The sequence below is a fragment of the Photobacterium sp. GB-210 genome, assembly GCF_003026075.1.
In the GTDB taxonomy this organism is placed as follows: Bacteria; Pseudomonadota; Gammaproteobacteria; order Enterobacterales; family Vibrionaceae; genus Photobacterium.
Genome location: NZ_PYNU01000015.1, coordinates 16,501 through 32,915, shown reverse-complemented (window position 1 = coordinate 32,915; position 16,415 = coordinate 16,501). Strand labels below are relative to the sequence as shown.

The window sequence follows — 16,415 nt, the reverse complement described above, 5'->3', positions numbered from 1 at the left end:
ACAACGACCAAAAATAGTGAAATAGCATTTAATCGCAACAAGGGGAAGCAATGGCTCCCCCTTAGTTACAATATTTACAAATTAGTATTTAAACTCAAGCGTAGCCATAAAGTTACGACCTTCACCAAGTGTTACACCCGTTGCGCCAACATAATCTTTGCTTGTTGAACCGCCACCAGCCATGTAATCAGTATCAAATACGTTTTCTACATTAATACGACCAATGATATCTAAATTATCATCGTACTTGTACGTGTGAGCCATACCTAAATCAACACGTGTATAGCCGTCTTTCTTAAAGGTATTCGCAGCATCACCAAAACGTGAACCTTCGTAAATAACACCAAGGTTAACATCGGTTGCCGGTGTTACCTTGTACGTAGACCAAACACTTGCAGCGAATTCTGGTACGTCAACAGGACGATTACCTTGGTACTTCTGATCTTTGGTGTATTCCGCATCAAGGTACATTGCTGACGCGCTCATGCTTAACTTATCTGTCACGTTACCCTGCAGCGCAAGTTCTGCACCGTTGTGAACACGCTCACCCGCTTGAGTTTTCTCGTACAGGTCTTTACCTACTTGAACATCAATCGTCGAGTTCTCTTGCGTAATGTTAAATACTGCACCCGATACAAACAGACGATTATCTAGTAGTTCCCACTTAGTACCTAGCTCATATTGCTTACCACGAAGCGGATCAAGTTGTTCACCATCATTCACATAGTTCGTAGAGCCTGATGTTACCGTACCTTGCGGTTCAAAGCTTTCAGAGTAAGCTAAGTAAATTGAACCGTTTTCTGCTGGATGGAAAATCGCAGCCACTTTAGGTGATACTGCTTCTTCCGCCGCTTTACCTTCTTGTGTTTGACGATCAAAACGAACACCAGCAAGTACTTGCCAGTAATCGTTAATCGTTACCATATCTTGTGCGTAGAAACCCCAAGCATTATAAGAAGAGTGAGATTCTTTTGGCTTACCCGATTTGTAACTAGGTACTGGTGTAGATTGGTTTGGTGCTACTTCTACAGAATTAAATGAACGTTGGAAACGATCGTAGCTGTAGCCTAACCAGTTAGAACCAACGAGTAACTGGTGTTGCATGCCAAGTGCATCAAATTCACCGACGAAATCAGCGTAAGCGGTTTTAAATACCCAATGATCGTGGCGATCATTGCCACCTTGCTTTACTAAACCTGACTCTTCAAAGTTTGCAAAGTTCGGGTAACTTTCCACATCGTGACGTGTAAAGTCTTGGTAATTAAAACCTGTATTTAATGCCCAAACATCTGTTAGTTGCGCTTTAACATCAAAACCATAGTTTTCTACTTCATTATTAATTTTTGACCACTGTGCATCCCACACATGGTCACGCCCCAATACTGGCTTACCATCAACAATGTAAGCTCCAGAATCTACACTTCCTTTATCGTTAGTGCGATCGTAGTGTAGTGACAATGTCACATCTTCATTTATGTCGTAATCAACAAATAGACCACCAACAAAGCGATCGGTTGAAGGTGTTGAACCATCACCATACTTACGCCTTGAATCATAATCTTCTTTTGCAACAACAGCGCGAGCACGAAGTGATTCGTCTTGATTGAGTGACCCACTCACATCTAACACACTACGTGTATGATTATTTGAACCAACATCTTGGCTAAAGTTAACTTGTGTTTCGTGAGTTGGTTTCTTAGCAACCATGTTGACTAAACCACCAGGTGCAGATTTACCGTAAAGAAGACCTGCAGGCCCTTTCATTACTTCAACACGCTCTAAAAGCTCAACAGGTTGACGGTAGTGAGACCAATGTTGGTGACCATCACGCAAGAAACCGCTACTGCTACCAAGTTCAAAACCACGTAGAGAGAAACGTTCACGGTTACGGCCTGTTCCACCAGCTGAAATACTTGCATCGTTCTGTAACACCTCACCTAGCGTGCTCGCACGCTGTTCATCGATAAGTTGTTCATCAATTACTGCAACTTGTCCTGGCGTCTCTAGCTGAGTCATCTCCATACGCATCGCTGTAGAGTTGGTATCGGCTTTATAACCGTAATCACGACCTGTTACGACCATGTGCTCATCAACTTCTGTTGATTCTGCATAAGCAACAGGGGCAGAAAGTACCGCACCAATTAACAACGTCAGCTGGCTTTTAGAAAACATATTCCTTTAACTCCAAAATAAAGATATAACCTGAAAGTGAAGCCACATCAGAGTTACTCTCAGCACCTATCACTGCTGAATAGGTATTGTTTGTAATAATATAAAGAGCAAATCATGGCTACTATGTGGTAAGTAATAAAGTGCCTACCAAACGATGAAAAGGAATATAAGTGATAACCATTACCATTTGCATTAAATTTACATTCTTTGCATTCGTAAAGATTTCTTGAAAATTTATTCGGGCTGAAAGCCGCATTTTGTTCGCTTTGCCGTCGTCTCTTTTTCTGTTGTCGTTATTAATCCGTACCCAATACTGTTTTTAACGAAGACATTTATCATTAACAGTCGTATAATCTGCCCGTTTTTATTCATTATTCATTTCGCGGTATTTAATGTGACTCAACTAAGTCTTGAAGCTATTCACCAACAACTCAATGAACGCAATTTTATTGCTGAAAAAGTCCGTCTTGTGACAGTAGAAGCAATGGATCCAGAAATGCTGGCAACCTGCACTGCAACTGAAAATGAAACCTTCTACAACAGCTATATGAATGTGATTTATTGCAAAGGTGAGCGTTACGTACTTGGCTATCGTTGTAATGAAGACACCATCGTTGACCAAGCGATTATTTTCAAAGATGGTAAATACTACGATCCAACACTTCAGGCAAACAGCGAAAGCTTCGAACCTTACCAATTTGCCGTGTTAGCTGAATTCAAAGTATTTGATATGATGAAGCACGCTAAAACGAACAAAGATTTCCCGCCTGATGTTGATTTCTTATTTACAAAGAAAAAGCATTTTAAAAACGTAATTAAAGCGTAATTTTCGTAAAAAGCCGACTTCTCCGTCGGCTTTTTATTGTCTATTCATTCTAACTTGATCACATTGAGTTAACCTTCATTCGCAGTACAATAGATAAGAACTTTTCAGCGCGAAGGATTTGCACATGTACCTTGATCTATCCACACAATCTCCAACTGATATCTACCATTTAATGACACAAACCATTATCCCTCGTCCTATCGCATGGGTTCTGACAGATTCTGGTGAGCACAACTACAATCTTGCCCCTTTTTCTTATTTCACCCCAGTTGCTAGTAACCCACCATTATTGATGTTTTCTGTGGGTAAAAAACCGAGCGGAGAAATCAAAGACACTACGCGTAACGTTATTGCCAATAAAAAGATGGTGGTACATATCGCTACTATTGCTTTAGCAGAACAAGTCACTCAAACCGCTGCTACCTTAGAGTATGGCGAATCTGAGGTTGAACACACCCAATTAGAGCTCACTTCTTTTGATGGCTTTGAACTACCAAGGCTAAAAGATTGCCCTATTGCCTTTGGTTGTCACCTATATGAAGTGAAAGAGGTTGGGGAAACACCACAAAGCTTGATCTTCGCTGAAATTAAGCAGATCTACATTGATGACGAAGTTATCGATTGTGAGCAAAAGCGCTTAGTAATTGAAGCATTAAAGGTAAATCCGTTATCACGCTTAGGCGGCAGTGAATACGCAGTATTGGAAAAGACCTTTTCAGTCGCAAGACCGAAATAACATGACTTCCAACTGTGAATTTATTTTCTCAGATTATACGCAAAAAAAAGCCTAGTTCGAAAACTAGGCTTTCATTGATTCATTAATCAGCACTTATTACTTGTAGAATGCTTCTACCGTGCCTTTTAGTGTGATCAAGATTGGCTGACCACGGCGATCTAGTGCCTTCGGTGAAGGAATTTTCACCCAACCTTCGCTGATGCAGTACTCATCAACATCAAAACGCTCTTTGCCGTTAAGACGAATGCCGATGTCATAGTTGAAACACTCTGCCACGTGGTGAGGGCTACGAGGGTTACCTGAAAGACGATCTGGTAATGCTGGTTGTGATGTAGTATCTGTCATGATCAAAAATTCTATCGTTAATAAAAAACGTCGGTATTGTAGAGAATATAACGTTTACGCTCAATAGATAAAGAACCTATTTCTTTTTGAAGCCTTACCCACAACCCAGAACGCCTAAATTTTATTAACATCTTAGAAATATTAACTATTTATTACACTCTTATATAAGTGAATATTCACACTATCCCGATGCAATAAAAGCATACTCATTCATTTAATCTGAATTTTATCGCAACAACATTCCATCAAATGCAATGCCTTACATATAATAATAAAAAATGCTTATCGGCATATAGAATATATTTATAAATGGAAGATTTATATTACAAAGGAATGATTTCTATATAAAAATAGCTAAAAAGATCACGCTATACTTATCGACCTTATGCGCATGCTCCGTCATTATCTCTGGTATGTATATTGCATGGAAAAGTCCAGAGATCAGCGAAGATGCTATTTATTATCGCGCTATCGAGCAATTAATTTCTATCCGAGAAATCAAGAAATCTGAAATTAAAAATCATTTCGATACCACGGCAACATTACTTGCAACGTTGGCGTTTGATCCAAGTATCCAAAATGCGATAAGAGATTTTGAGCATCCAAAAACATACTATTATTACGCATTTACGTTAATCCCCAATCCAGTGAGCATAACCTTTTGGCAAACCACTGTCCCGCATAAGTAAAATACACGCTAGTTGAAGAGCTTAAATCTCGGGGATAATTTAGCACCGCTCTGAACTGACTGCGAGAATGTAAAACCACTAGATACAAAACTCGCAAACATCCCTTTATTTATGGTAAGAAAATACGCCGTAAAATAAGCAACTATGATCAAATTATTACTCACTTTTTAAACCAGAACCATTATTAGTAACGACTAGTCATTCCCATTCGGTTCGACATGTCGTCATCCATACGACCACCTTTCCATCCACCTTTACCAAGTAAGTTGAGAACATCACGAGCGTTATATTCATCGGCTAAAAAGAAATCGTAAGATATATCGATACGAATTTGGTGTAGTTCAGTATTATTTGTTAAATCCAGCGCATTAGGATCAGCAAACAAAGCGAATGCTATCTGTTGTTGACGTTTGCAAAGTGACTTTATATTGGCTTCTACTTGTCCAATCGTGAAATAATCACGGCTTCCGTAACCTTTTAATAAGATAGGCGAAAGGATCTTAATAACTTTTTTTATTCTACGGCGTTGGATATATCGAAACATGATCCCTCAACTTGCAATCTTATATATGGATAATTCGCTATATCCAGATACATTACAAGCATAATAAATCAAGTCAAACCCTGTGTTGGCTAGTTAGTCATTAATAACTAAAACTTACAATTCGTAACACTGCACCCTGTCGTAAGGACAATGCTAGATGCTAAACAGTAAGAATATCGATGTTAGTAATATAAAAAAGCCCCCAAGTAAACTTGAGGGCTTTTTTGTAGCAACACCAATTAATGTACCACTTCAGGAACAGGGAAAATCTTATCGTAAATCAGGTTATAAACATAAGCATAGATTAAGTAGAAAAGAACCATACCGATATCCAGTATAAATGCTTCCCAAATCGACACCTTTAATACCCAAGATAAAATAGGAATAGTGACAATTAATAATCCAGCTTCAAAACCTACACTATGTACTACACGCTGCAACGATGTTTTCTTAAGAGTTTTATAGCGTCGTACCATTAACTTATCAAACCAGTTATTATAAATGTAGTTCCAACCTGTAGCTAAAAATGAAAACGCAATGCCAACTGCTCCAACATGATCAGAATCATAGCCAAATTGACTCAACACACCAACTAAAAGCACTAATCCAATAATTTCAAAACAAACAGCATGACGAATACGATCAAAACGTGTTCTCATCATATACAACCTCAGTACAACTTTTTTATATTTTACAGATACCTAAAAGGAATATATGAATTATAAGCATTATTCTAAGGCTAACAAACTAGATACTATCCGAAAAACGGATAGTTATGCGATTATTTCATAAGATCAGCAGCCCTACATTGCGCTTTACCCATTAAATCTATCCTATTAACGACATGGTGCTTTGTCGCTTTCTGTAAGGTATTTTTCTCTGTTTGTAACTGTTCAACTTGTTCTCGTAGCTTATCAATAAGTTCTTGAGAGCCTTGTTGTTTTGATTCATTTTGCTCTAATAATTTAAACAGCTCTGCTACTTCTTGGGCGTTTACATCACTTTTGTGCGTAATTTCATCAATTGATTTTTGGTGTTGTTCTAGCTCACTGACCAGTTGTTTGACAAAAGATCCCATCTCATCAGCCGATCCAGCTAAGCGATTAAACATCAATAAAAATTCACATACTTGTTCATTATGAGAAAAATTAGGGTAACGGATTTTATGATCTATTTCCGTCCAACCTTCCTCAAAAATTGTTCTAACCTGGACTTCAGTAAAAACAGTATGGTTTAACGGCTGTGAACCAAAGACATAATGTAATGACCGATATCCCGCAGGATGAATCTTAACTTCAACATCACTCGGTAATTCAGTAAAGACCTTATCGTCACCATTACGGACGTAATAAATTGGTGGCTCAGCATTTTTCCATTCTTGGCAGAGATAATCATGAACCGGTAAACAATCTTCTTTAAATAAATGCAGCGCACGTACACCTATTAAATCAGTCACAATACGGTCGTAATTGGTTGGGTTAATACCGACATATTTTTGTTTAAATGTGGGAGTATTTGCTTGGGTTTTACGAACAATCTTTTCCATTAAATGCTGCGGATCTTTTACCCGCCAGCGAACGGAATGTACATACTGACAACGCTGAATAATACGCGCGTACATTTCAGCCGTTTCTTTTAATTGTTCAATATTGGCTTCATGATTAAGACCAATTTGATGCAATGTCGGCCAATCAACCGAACTGGCTTGCCATTCTTGTTGGCTTATACGGTTTGCACTTAAAAAAGATGCTTCGGTTAAATCTGCAATGCTCATTACTGCCTACTCTCTTTACGATGAATAAGCGTAATTCTATTAATTATAATTACGCTCTATTATCCTAAAATATGCCTGACAAGCTTATTAAGCAAACTGTATTTTATTCGAAAAATGAAATCTTAAGAAACAAGCAAATAACTGAACATCTATATACAGCAACTAAACTATGACACTTGACTATAAACAGATTTAATATGGCTCTCGAAGTGATCTTCTACCGATTCTGCAGCTGCAAAATGAAAAAAAGCATATTTGGAAACCTCAGAAAAGACGCAATAAGGTTGACGCTGTCCCATATCAACATAAAGCTCATTTTTTGCTTCGCTATAACCCACTTTACGAATTGCGTTAGACTCAACAGTAATCCAGTTAATCATTATAGTGACTCCATTCATTCACGACTTTATTACTGGCTTTAGTTTGAAGAAAGGCTCGGCTTTTCGCCAGTACTCGACAAGCTAAATAAAGTAATTATTTTAAAATTCAGTGATGGATCACCCTGCACTATTGATGAATTTTATGATTAGAAAAATAAAAAGCCGACAAATGCCGACTTTTGGATAATTGCTTAATTTACTTCTAGCTTAAGTATATAAGTGTCGCTCACTCATCAATCCTTTCCATAAGCTCACGCACGTTATTACCAGAATAAAGCTAAACGGTAACGCGGTAATCACCACTCCAGACTGCAATGCTTCTAATGCTTGAGCACCACCAACCCATAATAAAATAGCAGCAATAACACCTTCAATCGTTGCCCAGAAAATACGTTGTGGTACTGGCGCATCTAATTTACCACCAGCGGTTATACTATCAATAACTAGCGATGCGGAATCCGATGATGTCACAAAGAATACTAAAATAAGTACAATCGAAATCACAGATAACAACAGGCTCATTGACATCGCATCAAATACATAAAATAAAGTAAGAGATAGATCTTGTAGGCCATGTAATCCCAACTCTCCTACTTTTGACGCTACTTGCTCTACCGCAATACCACCGAAGACAGAGAACCAAGTCATCGTTACTAATGTTGGAATACAGAGAACGGCAAAAATAAACTGTCTTACTGTTCGTCCTTTAGATACTCGAGCGATAAAGATACCCACAAATGGCGCATATGAAATCCACCATGCCCAATAGAAGATAGTCCAACCATGACGCCATGTATCATCAGTACGACCAATAGGATTGCTTAGTGCAAAAAAGTTCTTCGCATAAGCCATAAAGGTATCTGGTAATGAATGTTTAACGACATCAAAACCCAAAATTGCTACTAAAACTAATAACCCAAACGCAATAACAATATTGATATTACTTAAAAGTTTAACCCCGCCATCAATGCCTCGTATTACAGAGAAAATCGCGATTGATGTAACAAAGGCAATAATACCGAACTGCAACCCTAAGCCGCCGTGAGTACCAAAAACATAATTAATACCACTCGCCGCTTGTTGCGCGCCTAATCCTAAAGAGGTCACTAAACCAAATAAAGTAGAAACAACAGCAAGAATATCAACAGCATGGCCTAACCAACCCCATGCGCGATCACCAAAAATAGGGAACAACAAAGATCGAATTGATAACGGCAAGTTCTTGTTATAAGTAAAAAAGGCTAACGCTAATGCTGCTACTGCGTAAATAGACCAAGCGCTGATCCCCCAGTGGAACACACTACCCGCCATCGCTAGTTGCTTAGCTTCCGGCGTCAGAGCCTCTACATTAAAAGGCGTCCCAAACCAGTTAGTGAAATAAGCCGTTGGCTCTGCAACGCCAAAAAACATGATACCGCTAGCAATACCTGCTGCAAATAACATTGAACTCCATGACAATGTTGAATGCTCAGGCTTTGCCTCTTTACCACCGATACGAATTTTACCTAGTGGTGAAAGCATTAAGAATATACAAAAAACTGCGAACGTATTAACAGCCCACATAAAGTAGCTATCAAACTGCTCCATAATACCGTTTCGCGTATTATTTAATGCAGTTTTTGCTGTCGCAGGATCGACAACTAACATCACAGCAATAAATAGCAAAATTAATATCGCACTAATACCAAACACCGGTTTGTGAATATCAAAACCCCAGCGCTGAATATTATCTTGTCCAACTTGATAATCCGTCGTTTCTATACTGTATTTACTACTTACTTTATCCGTCGAAGTATTCAAAAAATCCTACCTTGTTATGTAAACCTAATAATATTTATTTAGAGCACTAAACAATATTTCGCCGCAACCATAACAACAGAGAGGATAAACAACAAACAATAACAGCAAAAACGGGTTATAAATTACATAAAACTGACAAATAGCAGTGTCTTATTATTTTTTACACGAAGTATTTATTGTGCAAATAAATCATAACGATGACGGTTAACAAGAACACTGTGGTTTACAGCCCATTAATTATTGAATAGGCAATGATTTACTGTGCTGTATTTAAGGTTAAGTGGATATACACCCTTTAACGCCCAGCAATGAATACGGGGGTTCTACTCTGCATTAACTTGAAATGGCACAAGCCAACACCTACTCCCCATATAGCCGCACTGATCCCTAACAAATGAACACCTGATAAAGCTATCAATAAAGTAAGTATCGCTGACTCTCGGTATTCATCGGCAGAAAATGCATTAAACAAGCAGCTAATTAAGGTAGTTAATAAAGCAAAGCCAGCAAGAATATCGGCTAATCCCTCAGGTAAAGATACGAAAATAGCGACCACAATTGATGCCCAAATACCCACTAACATATAAAATCCACCAGCACAGATAGCAGCTTTGTAGCGATCACTATGTTTACCATCAATATCGTCATTCATACAAATAGCGGCACTTATTGCCGCAAGGTTCAACGTGAAGATCCCACAAGGTGCAGCAATCATATTCACTAAACCTGTTCCTAAAAATACTGGGCGAACGGGTACTTTAAATTGAAAATTTTGAAGTACAGCAAAACCTGCAATATTTTGTGACAGCATAGTTATTAGATATAAAGGAATAGCGATATTAATGATCGGTTGAAAATGAAAACTCGGCGTTAACCAATAAAATGTTGGCATTGCCATATGGATTGCAGCGGTATTTAAGGTATTGGAATACAGCGCAATGCCTACAGAAGCAAGTAACGTCAGCAACATCGAATATCGAGCCATAAATCGTTTCGTGATTATATACACACTAAACAACACCAAAAACATGATTGGATGAGTGTCTATTTGCGTGAATCCACTTAAACAAATAGGCAATATGACGCCACACAATAACGCTGAAGTTATTGGCGATGGGATACGTTGCAACGCCAAAGCAAGTGGACGAATTAACCCAGAAATAAAGGTCAATAAACCACATACAATAAATGCGCCAATGACATCTGCCGCGCTGTACCCCTGCACAGCTGTGATCAAAAAAGCAGCACCGGGAGTAGACCATGCTGTTAATACTGGTACTTTGAAATAAAAAGAATAGCCGATAGTGGTTATACCCATAATTAACCCCAAAGCAAACAACCAGCTATTAATCTGCCACTGGGCTAACCCCATTTCTGTTAAGGCATGAATAACTAAAATAACAGACGAGGTGTAACCGACTAAAACAGCAATTGTTCCAGCTGAAATATGACTTAAATTAAATCTCAGATCGTTCATTTTCTACTCCTTAGAACAATGCTATCATGTGCGTTATAGCGCACGATACAGATAGGTTTATTTGTACGTTATAGCGCACAGACGGAACCTTATCATTGTGCGTTATAGCGCACAACAGGAAAATTGATGAACGAAGACATTTTTAAAGCCAGAATATCGAAACATTTAAAAGCATTGCGTGAGAAACAAAAACTTAGCCTAGATGCAACATCAAAGTTAACGGGTGTATCCAAAGCCATGCTTGGACAAATAGAGCGTAAAGAATCTAGCCCAACCGTGGCAACCTTGTGGAAGATATCGAGTGGTTTGAATTCATCATTCACTGCTTTTTTTAGTGATCAAAATGATACTGATGGACGGATCTTTCCAGCCGATATCGATATGCATGTGAAGACGTTAATCGCTTATGATCCTACGGTTAAATTTGAGATGTTCGAAATCACACTAACCCACTTTCATACCCAACATTCGTCACCACACAAGGTTGGAACCATTGAGCATTCTGTTGTTACTGAGGGAGAGTTAGGTGTGTATGTTGATGATAAATGGCACTATTTATCCAAAGGTGAAAGTATTCGATTTGAGGCAGATAAACCTCATGACTATCGCGCAGTGACAGAAACCGTTATATTTCATAACATCGTTTCTTACTCAACAGTCATGCATGAAGACTAGATTTATATTCATATAAAAAGAGAGTAAACAGTTGTTCACTCTCTCCTAAACACTTCATTGCCCAATTATTAGCTTAACTAGCAGCTTGTAAGTATTTATCACGCACGAGATCATGCATTTGTTTTACAGCCATTAAAGATAACCAAACCAACTCATAGGCTGCTTGCTCATTAGTCGGTTTATCTGAAGTCATTGGTATATTTGTTTCATCAAAATAGGGAAGCTCAATGACTTTTTCACCTTGAATGCTTGAAATCAAAGCGTCCATTGCACGATTAATCGTCCCTTCCCAATCCGTTAGACTATGTATTGTGGTTCCATTTCTCGCAAGAGGAATAAGTAAGCATAGATAGTGAGACAGCAAACGATAATGACTGAGCATCTCTTCATAGTATTGAGGATCACGGCGTGTGAAACGAGGCTCATTCTGCATCTCATTATAAATCAGCTCCAGTCCCCGCTCTTTGGACATCATCTCCAAACGTTGTTTACCAAATTGAGTGGGCTCAATCTTATTACTTTCAGATTGAAGTTCCTCATAACACATTAAGAATAAGGTTTTAGATGCTTGAAGTGCTTTAATCGATTGAGCGTGGATCTCTTTTCCTCTCCATTGTGGCCAAAGTAAGCTGTAGCCCACTAATACTAAAGAGCACCCAATAAGGTTATCTATCATTCGAGGAACAACAATATCAATGCCACTGTTAGCGATAACTTGGAACACCAACACCAACATCGCTGTAATACAACCAACCGCAAGTGCATAATTTTTAAGAATATTAAACATCGCAACTGTCAGTAGTATGGTTAACAGTATATAAACTTGGAGATCAGAGATACCAAGGAAAATCAACCCAGTCGCAAATAATAAACCTGAGCCTGTACCAAGCCATCTTTGCCATATTTTACTTCTGATCGATGAAAAACTCGGTTGGATAACCATTATAATTGAAATAAATACCCACTCTGGATGCGCTAAATGAAATGAGTCAGCAATAAAAGCACCCAAGGTGAAAATCATCGAGAAACGCGCTACATGTCGCCATATTGGATTATTTTTCTTTGGCCAATGCCAAGCTAATTCAAAAGGTTGAATTTCAATTTGTCTTTCGAACGTTGGTTGTTCAAGTTCAATACGACGAGAGAGGTATTTAATACTTGCCGCCCAGTAACGAAACCGTGTTTGATGATTTAACTCTGCTTGAACTGCCTCTATTAATTGATCTGCAATGGCAATACACGATTCTGCAGGGAGTATAACTTGTGTATGTTGAAGCGCTTTCGCTTTACACAATAACCTCTGCTGACAATTTTCACTCCATTTCAACAACAGATTACGTTTCTCTTTATCATGTTGAAACTGACTGATCAGATCTTTATTTCTGGTATGGCAACTTATCAAACCTTCAAAAATGTCAGCGGCAATAAATAACTCTTGTTTTAAAGAATTTACATCGTTTTTTGATAATAGAAATGACTCTGATTGAACGGCTTGCTCAAACAATTCAATCAATTGATATTTGGTTTCTATTGCTTTTTTCTCGATATCTTCACCCAATAAAAACTGGGTTCGGTGTTTAAAAAACGCATTAAGCTGATCGTAAATAGCAATTAAACCGACTTTTAGCGCATAGTGTTTCCATAATGCAAACCAAGCCCAACTGAATAAAGCAAAACCTAATGGACCTAAAACCAGCATCAAATAGGAATACATGTCAGCTTTTGAGTTATGCAGTGACAAGGCCATAACAGTAATCAATAAACTAGAGATACCCAACCGCCCCCAAAACGGACCATTAAGGGCACAGCCTGCCGCTAATATCGATAACACCCCATAAATAACCCACAATGGAATAGCACAAGTAAGCATAAAATAAGACAATAACAACGCACTAATCCACACCACTGATGAGATCAAAAAACGCGCCCAACGTCTCGGTCCTGCAATATCTAACCCACTAATTAAAGCGGCAGGTAATGTCATTAATGCCGTCATTGCATAATTGACTTGTCCAGAAATTAGACCAACTAAAATAATCAATAACATTGCACTGAATGCACGAAAACCAAAGTTAACTGAGGGGGTATACCAGATATTACGGACGACGGAAGAGAGCATTAACACACCAGAACATATCACTTACATGATTGATTAATCTATCATGATTATGTCGTTAAAACGATATCGCATATGTAGACTTGTTTACCTATTTACAACCATAAAAAACAATAGCTATATATAAAAATAGCCCTACCTTTATTATGTTTTTATAAAGTATAGGGCTCTAGGTTTAACCACTCTATGTAGTTATTTTTATCGGGGATAATAACTTACAGTTAAGGTTATAGCTTTCGACCCAAGCGTTTTTCGACTTGCTTTTTTTCCCACTCAGGACCGAAGATATTAAGGACTTCAAACGCACTAAGCGCATGGCTCACAATACCAATCCCCCACCCCAATGCAGGCCATACCGCCCACCAATAACCAGGACTCGTAAAATAGTTAATCACGAACAATCCACTTATCACAAAAAGGTACGTGACTAAGTGTGAATAAAACTCTTTAATACTTTTTACATATTCAAGCGCTTTTTTTTCGTCTTCTGTGACACTGATTTCTTTATTCATTGGCGGCTCCATTTGAAGGTCTGATACTTGTATTTCAAACACAGCAGCTAAAGATTTGAGTGATTCTAGCCCCGCTTTTTGTCCTTGCTCAATACGTTGAATAGTACGAATACTTAATCCACTTAATTGAGAAAGTTGCTCCTGAGACCAACCACGTTGTAGTCGTAATTTTCGAATAATCATTACAAATCCTTTTTGCTACTTTCCGCCAAAGCCTAACGATATCTTATCAAAAACATCACGTCACAAGCCTGACATAAACACGACAACCTTTATTTATCAGCAAGTTAAAATTACCAATGAAATAAAATAATTTTTCTTCACAGCTAATTTGACGTTTTTGACACGCAACTAACCGTTATCAATAATACCTATTTTAAAGTCTTCAATAACAAGTTCACTCCCAAAGACTCTGCTTACATCACTCTTTCCAACTTTCGTGAAATAGCTCGTATTATTATGTAAAAGTGGAACACTCAAGTATGCACTCATATACGATGCCTACTAACACAAGAAAGTCGAAAACTTAACAAGGAATCGTTATGAGATTGGCATGTATCCTCATGTTCACACTATTAATTTCAGGGTGTATTAACAGAGATGAAATTTACGCTAACCCACCTGCTAAATTAACAGAGAGCATTAATGCTATTCTTCCCGCAGCGACAGAATATGTAAAACAACAAGAGAAAATCGCGCAAGAAAAAGGTCAACCACTGAATGAGCAAGCATTAGCTATTGCCAAACGTATCGGTATTAAACACCCAGAAAAAGTGCATGTTTACTACAGCAACACACTTCCATTCCCTACAGATCCAACATTAGCACAATTAGCCAAAAAATCCGGTTATGCGGGCCCTAACATGGCGGGATACACCTATGGATATGGTATTTGGATAAAAAATAAAGAACGAGATAATCGCGAGCTATTAGCCCATGAACTGATTCATGTTCGTCAATTTGAGCAACGCGGTGTACAAGAGCAAATTCGTCAGTACTTGATGCAAATTTATATCTACGGTTACAACAGCACACCTTTAGAGATCGAAGCATACAGTGAAGCGAAAAATTATATTTAGTTTCAGCTCCCGCGATCAAAGACAATATCAGGAAGCCAACCATTAGGCTTCCTATTCATCTTTATCAAATTAATGACTCAACACATCCACATTTTTGCTTTATTCAGCGAGATACCGTTACTCTGTAACATACGGTAGAATAAACAAATTACAGAATGTAGACGTATAGAGATCAGCACAACATGAAACGTATTCCAACCAACATTATTACTGGCTTTTTAGGTGCTGGTAAAACAACTGCGATTCTTTCTCTTCTTGCTCGTAAACCTGAAAATGAAAAATGGGCAATTCTTATCAATGAGTTTGGCAATGTTGGCGTCGATGGCGCAATTCTCGAACAACAAGGCGCCATTATCAAAGAAGTTCCTGGTGGCTGCATGTGCTGTGTTGCTGGATTACCCATGTCTGTTGGTATTAATGCCCTACTGGCGCAAAAACCTGATCGCTTACTGTTAGAGCCAACAGGATTAGGTCATCCAAAGGAAGTGATCAACAAGCTAACTTCTGGCATGTATGCAGATTACGTCGATTTACGTGCCACCATCACCCTTGTTGACCCTCGTCACTTTGCTGATAGTTTCTATACTAATAATGAAAACTTCCAAGATCAGCTTGCTCTTGCCGACGTTGTCGTTGCTAACAAGATCGACCAATGTGATGACTACGATCTTTTCACTTTCCAATCAGCGATTGAACAAGCAGAGCCAAAGAAAGCCTTAATCGGTGAGGTAGAACTCGGTAAACTAGAACTAGAGTGGCTTGATATTCCACGTATTGATCGTGCTGCACAACATAGCCATCACCATCATCACGACGATCACCACCACGATATTGCTCCAGAGCCAGAAATTGAGCTATTACCAGGGCAGCAATTCATACGTAAAGAAAACCACGGTCAAGGATTCCACAGTTGTGGTTGGTTCTTTGCCGCTGATCAACATTTTGAATTTTCAAAGCTTTTCAGTCTATTCTCAAGCTTAAATGCGAACCGTGTAAAGGCTGTCGTAAATACTGAAAATGGTTGTTTTGCCTTTAATGTTGTCAACCAAGTGGTATCGGTTAACGAACTATCACTCGAAGGTTTTGAATCCCGCATTGAAGTGATTGATAATGAAGTTTTACCTTGGGATGAGCTTGAACACATTCTTTGCTCTATTATTTTGCCTTAAGCAAACACCATCAGGATCACTCATCAAACAAGCAAGGTTTAATTGGTTTGACCTACTAGAGTAATAGCAGGAATAAACGATAAAAAAATGCTAATTTATTAAATGGAACTTATAAAAACAC

The 16,415-nt window shown here is 38.4% G+C and carries 16 protein-coding genes; 6 read left to right on the top strand and 10 right to left on the bottom strand.

Annotated features, from left to right (window positions below; translation table 11 throughout):
- Positions 1-81: 81 nt before the first annotated feature.
- The gene (locus tag C9J38_RS15430) at positions 82-2,172 is read right to left on the bottom strand and encodes a TonB-dependent siderophore receptor (RefSeq protein WP_107207860.1); all 2,091 of its coding nucleotides are present in this window, start codon (positions 2,170-2,172) and stop codon (positions 82-84) included.
- 394 nt (positions 2,173-2,566) lie between these two features.
- Here C9J38_RS15430 and C9J38_RS15425 point away from each other — a divergent pair, with 394 nt between their 5' ends.
- Positions 2,567-2,998, top strand: a complete 432-nt coding sequence (locus C9J38_RS15425) for a hypothetical protein (RefSeq protein ID WP_105062138.1) — start codon at positions 2,567-2,569, stop codon at positions 2,996-2,998.
- 124 nt (positions 2,999-3,122) lie between these two features.
- Complete coding sequence (locus tag C9J38_RS15420; protein WP_107207858.1) at positions 3,123-3,734, top strand: flavin reductase family protein; 612 nt, start codon at positions 3,123-3,125, stop codon at positions 3,732-3,734.
- A 96-nt stretch (positions 3,735-3,830) separates the two neighbouring features.
- Here the strand turns inward: C9J38_RS15420 and C9J38_RS15415 are convergent, their stop codons facing one another.
- On the bottom strand, positions 3,831-4,079 hold the full coding sequence (locus C9J38_RS15415) for a DUF3297 family protein (RefSeq protein ID WP_045082022.1): 249 nt from the start codon (positions 4,077-4,079) through the stop codon (positions 3,831-3,833).
- 413 nt (positions 4,080-4,492) lie between these two features.
- Between C9J38_RS15415 and C9J38_RS15410 the strand changes: the two genes are divergently transcribed.
- Positions 4,493-4,768 (top strand): hypothetical protein, encoded by a 276-nt coding sequence (locus tag C9J38_RS15410; RefSeq protein ID WP_107207857.1) that lies wholly within the window; start codon positions 4,493-4,495, stop codon positions 4,766-4,768.
- Positions 4,769-4,952: 184 nt separating this feature from the next.
- Here C9J38_RS15410 and C9J38_RS15405 read toward each other — a convergent pair whose 3' ends face one another.
- The 6 genes from C9J38_RS15405 to C9J38_RS15380 all read right to left on the bottom strand — a co-directional run bounded on the left by C9J38_RS15405 (position 4,953) and on the right by C9J38_RS15380 (position 10,743).
- On the bottom strand, positions 4,953-5,312 hold the full coding sequence (locus C9J38_RS15405) for a DUF6559 family protein (protein ID WP_107207855.1): 360 nt from the start codon (positions 5,310-5,312) through the stop codon (positions 4,953-4,955).
- 239 nt (positions 5,313-5,551) lie between these two features.
- A complete protein-coding gene (locus C9J38_RS15400) occupies positions 5,552-5,971 on the bottom strand; it encodes a PACE efflux transporter (RefSeq protein WP_107207935.1) in 420 nt (139 codons plus the stop codon).
- Positions 5,972-6,093: 122 nt separating this feature from the next.
- The gene (locus tag C9J38_RS15395) at positions 6,094-7,086 is read right to left on the bottom strand and encodes a RelA/SpoT domain-containing protein (RefSeq protein ID WP_107207854.1); all 993 of its coding nucleotides are present in this window, start codon (positions 7,084-7,086) and stop codon (positions 6,094-6,096) included.
- Positions 7,087-7,253: 167 nt separating this feature from the next.
- Complete coding sequence (locus tag C9J38_RS15390; protein WP_107207852.1) at positions 7,254-7,466, bottom strand: KTSC domain-containing protein; 213 nt, start codon at positions 7,464-7,466, stop codon at positions 7,254-7,256.
- Between the two features lie 207 nt (positions 7,467-7,673).
- Complete coding sequence (locus tag C9J38_RS15385; RefSeq protein ID WP_107207851.1) at positions 7,674-9,266, bottom strand: BCCT family transporter; 1,593 nt, start codon at positions 9,264-9,266, stop codon at positions 7,674-7,676.
- A 295-nt stretch (positions 9,267-9,561) separates the two neighbouring features.
- On the bottom strand, positions 9,562-10,743 hold the full coding sequence (locus C9J38_RS15380; RefSeq protein ID WP_107207850.1) for a benzoate/H(+) symporter BenE family transporter: 1,182 nt from the start codon (positions 10,741-10,743) through the stop codon (positions 9,562-9,564).
- 126 nt (positions 10,744-10,869) lie between these two features.
- On the opposite strand from C9J38_RS15380, the gene C9J38_RS15375 reads away from it, so the two are divergent.
- Positions 10,870-11,418, top strand: a complete 549-nt coding sequence (locus tag C9J38_RS15375) for a helix-turn-helix domain-containing protein (protein ID WP_107207849.1) — start codon at positions 10,870-10,872, stop codon at positions 11,416-11,418.
- 73 nt (positions 11,419-11,491) lie between these two features.
- Here the strand turns inward: C9J38_RS15375 and C9J38_RS15370 are convergent, their stop codons facing one another.
- Together C9J38_RS15370 and C9J38_RS15365 are read right to left on the bottom strand one after the other, a co-directional pair.
- A complete protein-coding gene (locus tag C9J38_RS15370) occupies positions 11,492-13,543 on the bottom strand; it encodes an FUSC family protein (protein WP_370444646.1) in 2,052 nt (683 codons plus the stop codon).
- A gap of 218 nt (positions 13,544-13,761) precedes the next feature.
- Positions 13,762-14,229 carry a 2TM domain-containing protein gene (locus C9J38_RS15365; RefSeq protein ID WP_045148828.1) on the bottom strand — a complete coding sequence of 156 codons (468 nt, stop codon included), beginning with the start codon at positions 14,227-14,229 and terminating at the stop codon, positions 13,762-13,764.
- 359 nt (positions 14,230-14,588) lie between these two features.
- Between C9J38_RS15365 and C9J38_RS15360 the strand changes: the two genes are divergently transcribed.
- Together C9J38_RS15360 and C9J38_RS15355 are read left to right on the top strand one after the other, a co-directional pair.
- Positions 14,589-15,125: a DUF4157 domain-containing protein gene (locus C9J38_RS15360; RefSeq protein ID WP_233217750.1), complete on the top strand. Its 537-nt coding sequence runs from the start codon at positions 14,589-14,591 to the stop codon at positions 15,123-15,125.
- 182 nt (positions 15,126-15,307) lie between these two features.
- The gene (locus C9J38_RS15355; protein WP_107207846.1) at positions 15,308-16,294 is read left to right on the top strand and encodes a GTP-binding protein; all 987 of its coding nucleotides are present in this window, start codon (positions 15,308-15,310) and stop codon (positions 16,292-16,294) included.
- The last annotated feature ends 121 nt before the right edge of the window (positions 16,295-16,415 follow it).

Excerpts from the sequence above, each read along its gene's own strand:
- C9J38_RS15390 (WP_107207852.1), bottom strand. The coding sequence starts at position 7,466 with ATGATTAACTGGATTACTGTTGAGTCTAACGCAATTCGTAAAGTGGGT.
- C9J38_RS15430 (WP_107207860.1), bottom strand. The coding sequence starts at position 2,172 with ATGTTTTCTAAAAGCCAGCTGACGTTGTTAATTGGTGCGGTACTTTCT.
- C9J38_RS15360 (WP_233217750.1), top strand. The coding sequence starts at position 14,589 with ATGAGATTGGCATGTATCCTCATGTTCACACTATTAATTTCAGGGTGT.
- C9J38_RS15400 (WP_107207935.1), bottom strand. The coding sequence starts at position 5,971 with ATGAGAACACGTTTTGATCGTATTCGTCATGCTGTTTGTTTTGAAATT.
- C9J38_RS15365 (WP_045148828.1), bottom strand. The coding sequence starts at position 14,229 with ATGATTATTCGAAAATTACGACTACAACGTGGTTGGTCTCAGGAGCAA.
- C9J38_RS15405 (WP_107207855.1), bottom strand. The coding sequence starts at position 5,312 with ATGTTTCGATATATCCAACGCCGTAGAATAAAAAAAGTTATTAAGATC.
- C9J38_RS15420 (WP_107207858.1), top strand. The coding sequence starts at position 3,123 with ATGTACCTTGATCTATCCACACAATCTCCAACTGATATCTACCATTTA.
- C9J38_RS15415 (WP_045082022.1), bottom strand. The coding sequence starts at position 4,079 with ATGACAGATACTACATCACAACCAGCATTACCAGATCGTCTTTCAGGT.
- C9J38_RS15380 (WP_107207850.1), bottom strand. The coding sequence starts at position 10,743 with ATGAACGATCTGAGATTTAATTTAAGTCATATTTCAGCTGGAACAATT.
- C9J38_RS15410 (WP_107207857.1), top strand. The coding sequence starts at position 4,493 with ATGTATATTGCATGGAAAAGTCCAGAGATCAGCGAAGATGCTATTTAT.
- C9J38_RS15375 (WP_107207849.1), top strand. The coding sequence starts at position 10,870 with ATGAACGAAGACATTTTTAAAGCCAGAATATCGAAACATTTAAAAGCA.
- C9J38_RS15355 (WP_107207846.1), top strand. The coding sequence starts at position 15,308 with ATGAAACGTATTCCAACCAACATTATTACTGGCTTTTTAGGTGCTGGT.
- C9J38_RS15395 (WP_107207854.1), bottom strand. The coding sequence starts at position 7,086 with ATGAGCATTGCAGATTTAACCGAAGCATCTTTTTTAAGTGCAAACCGT.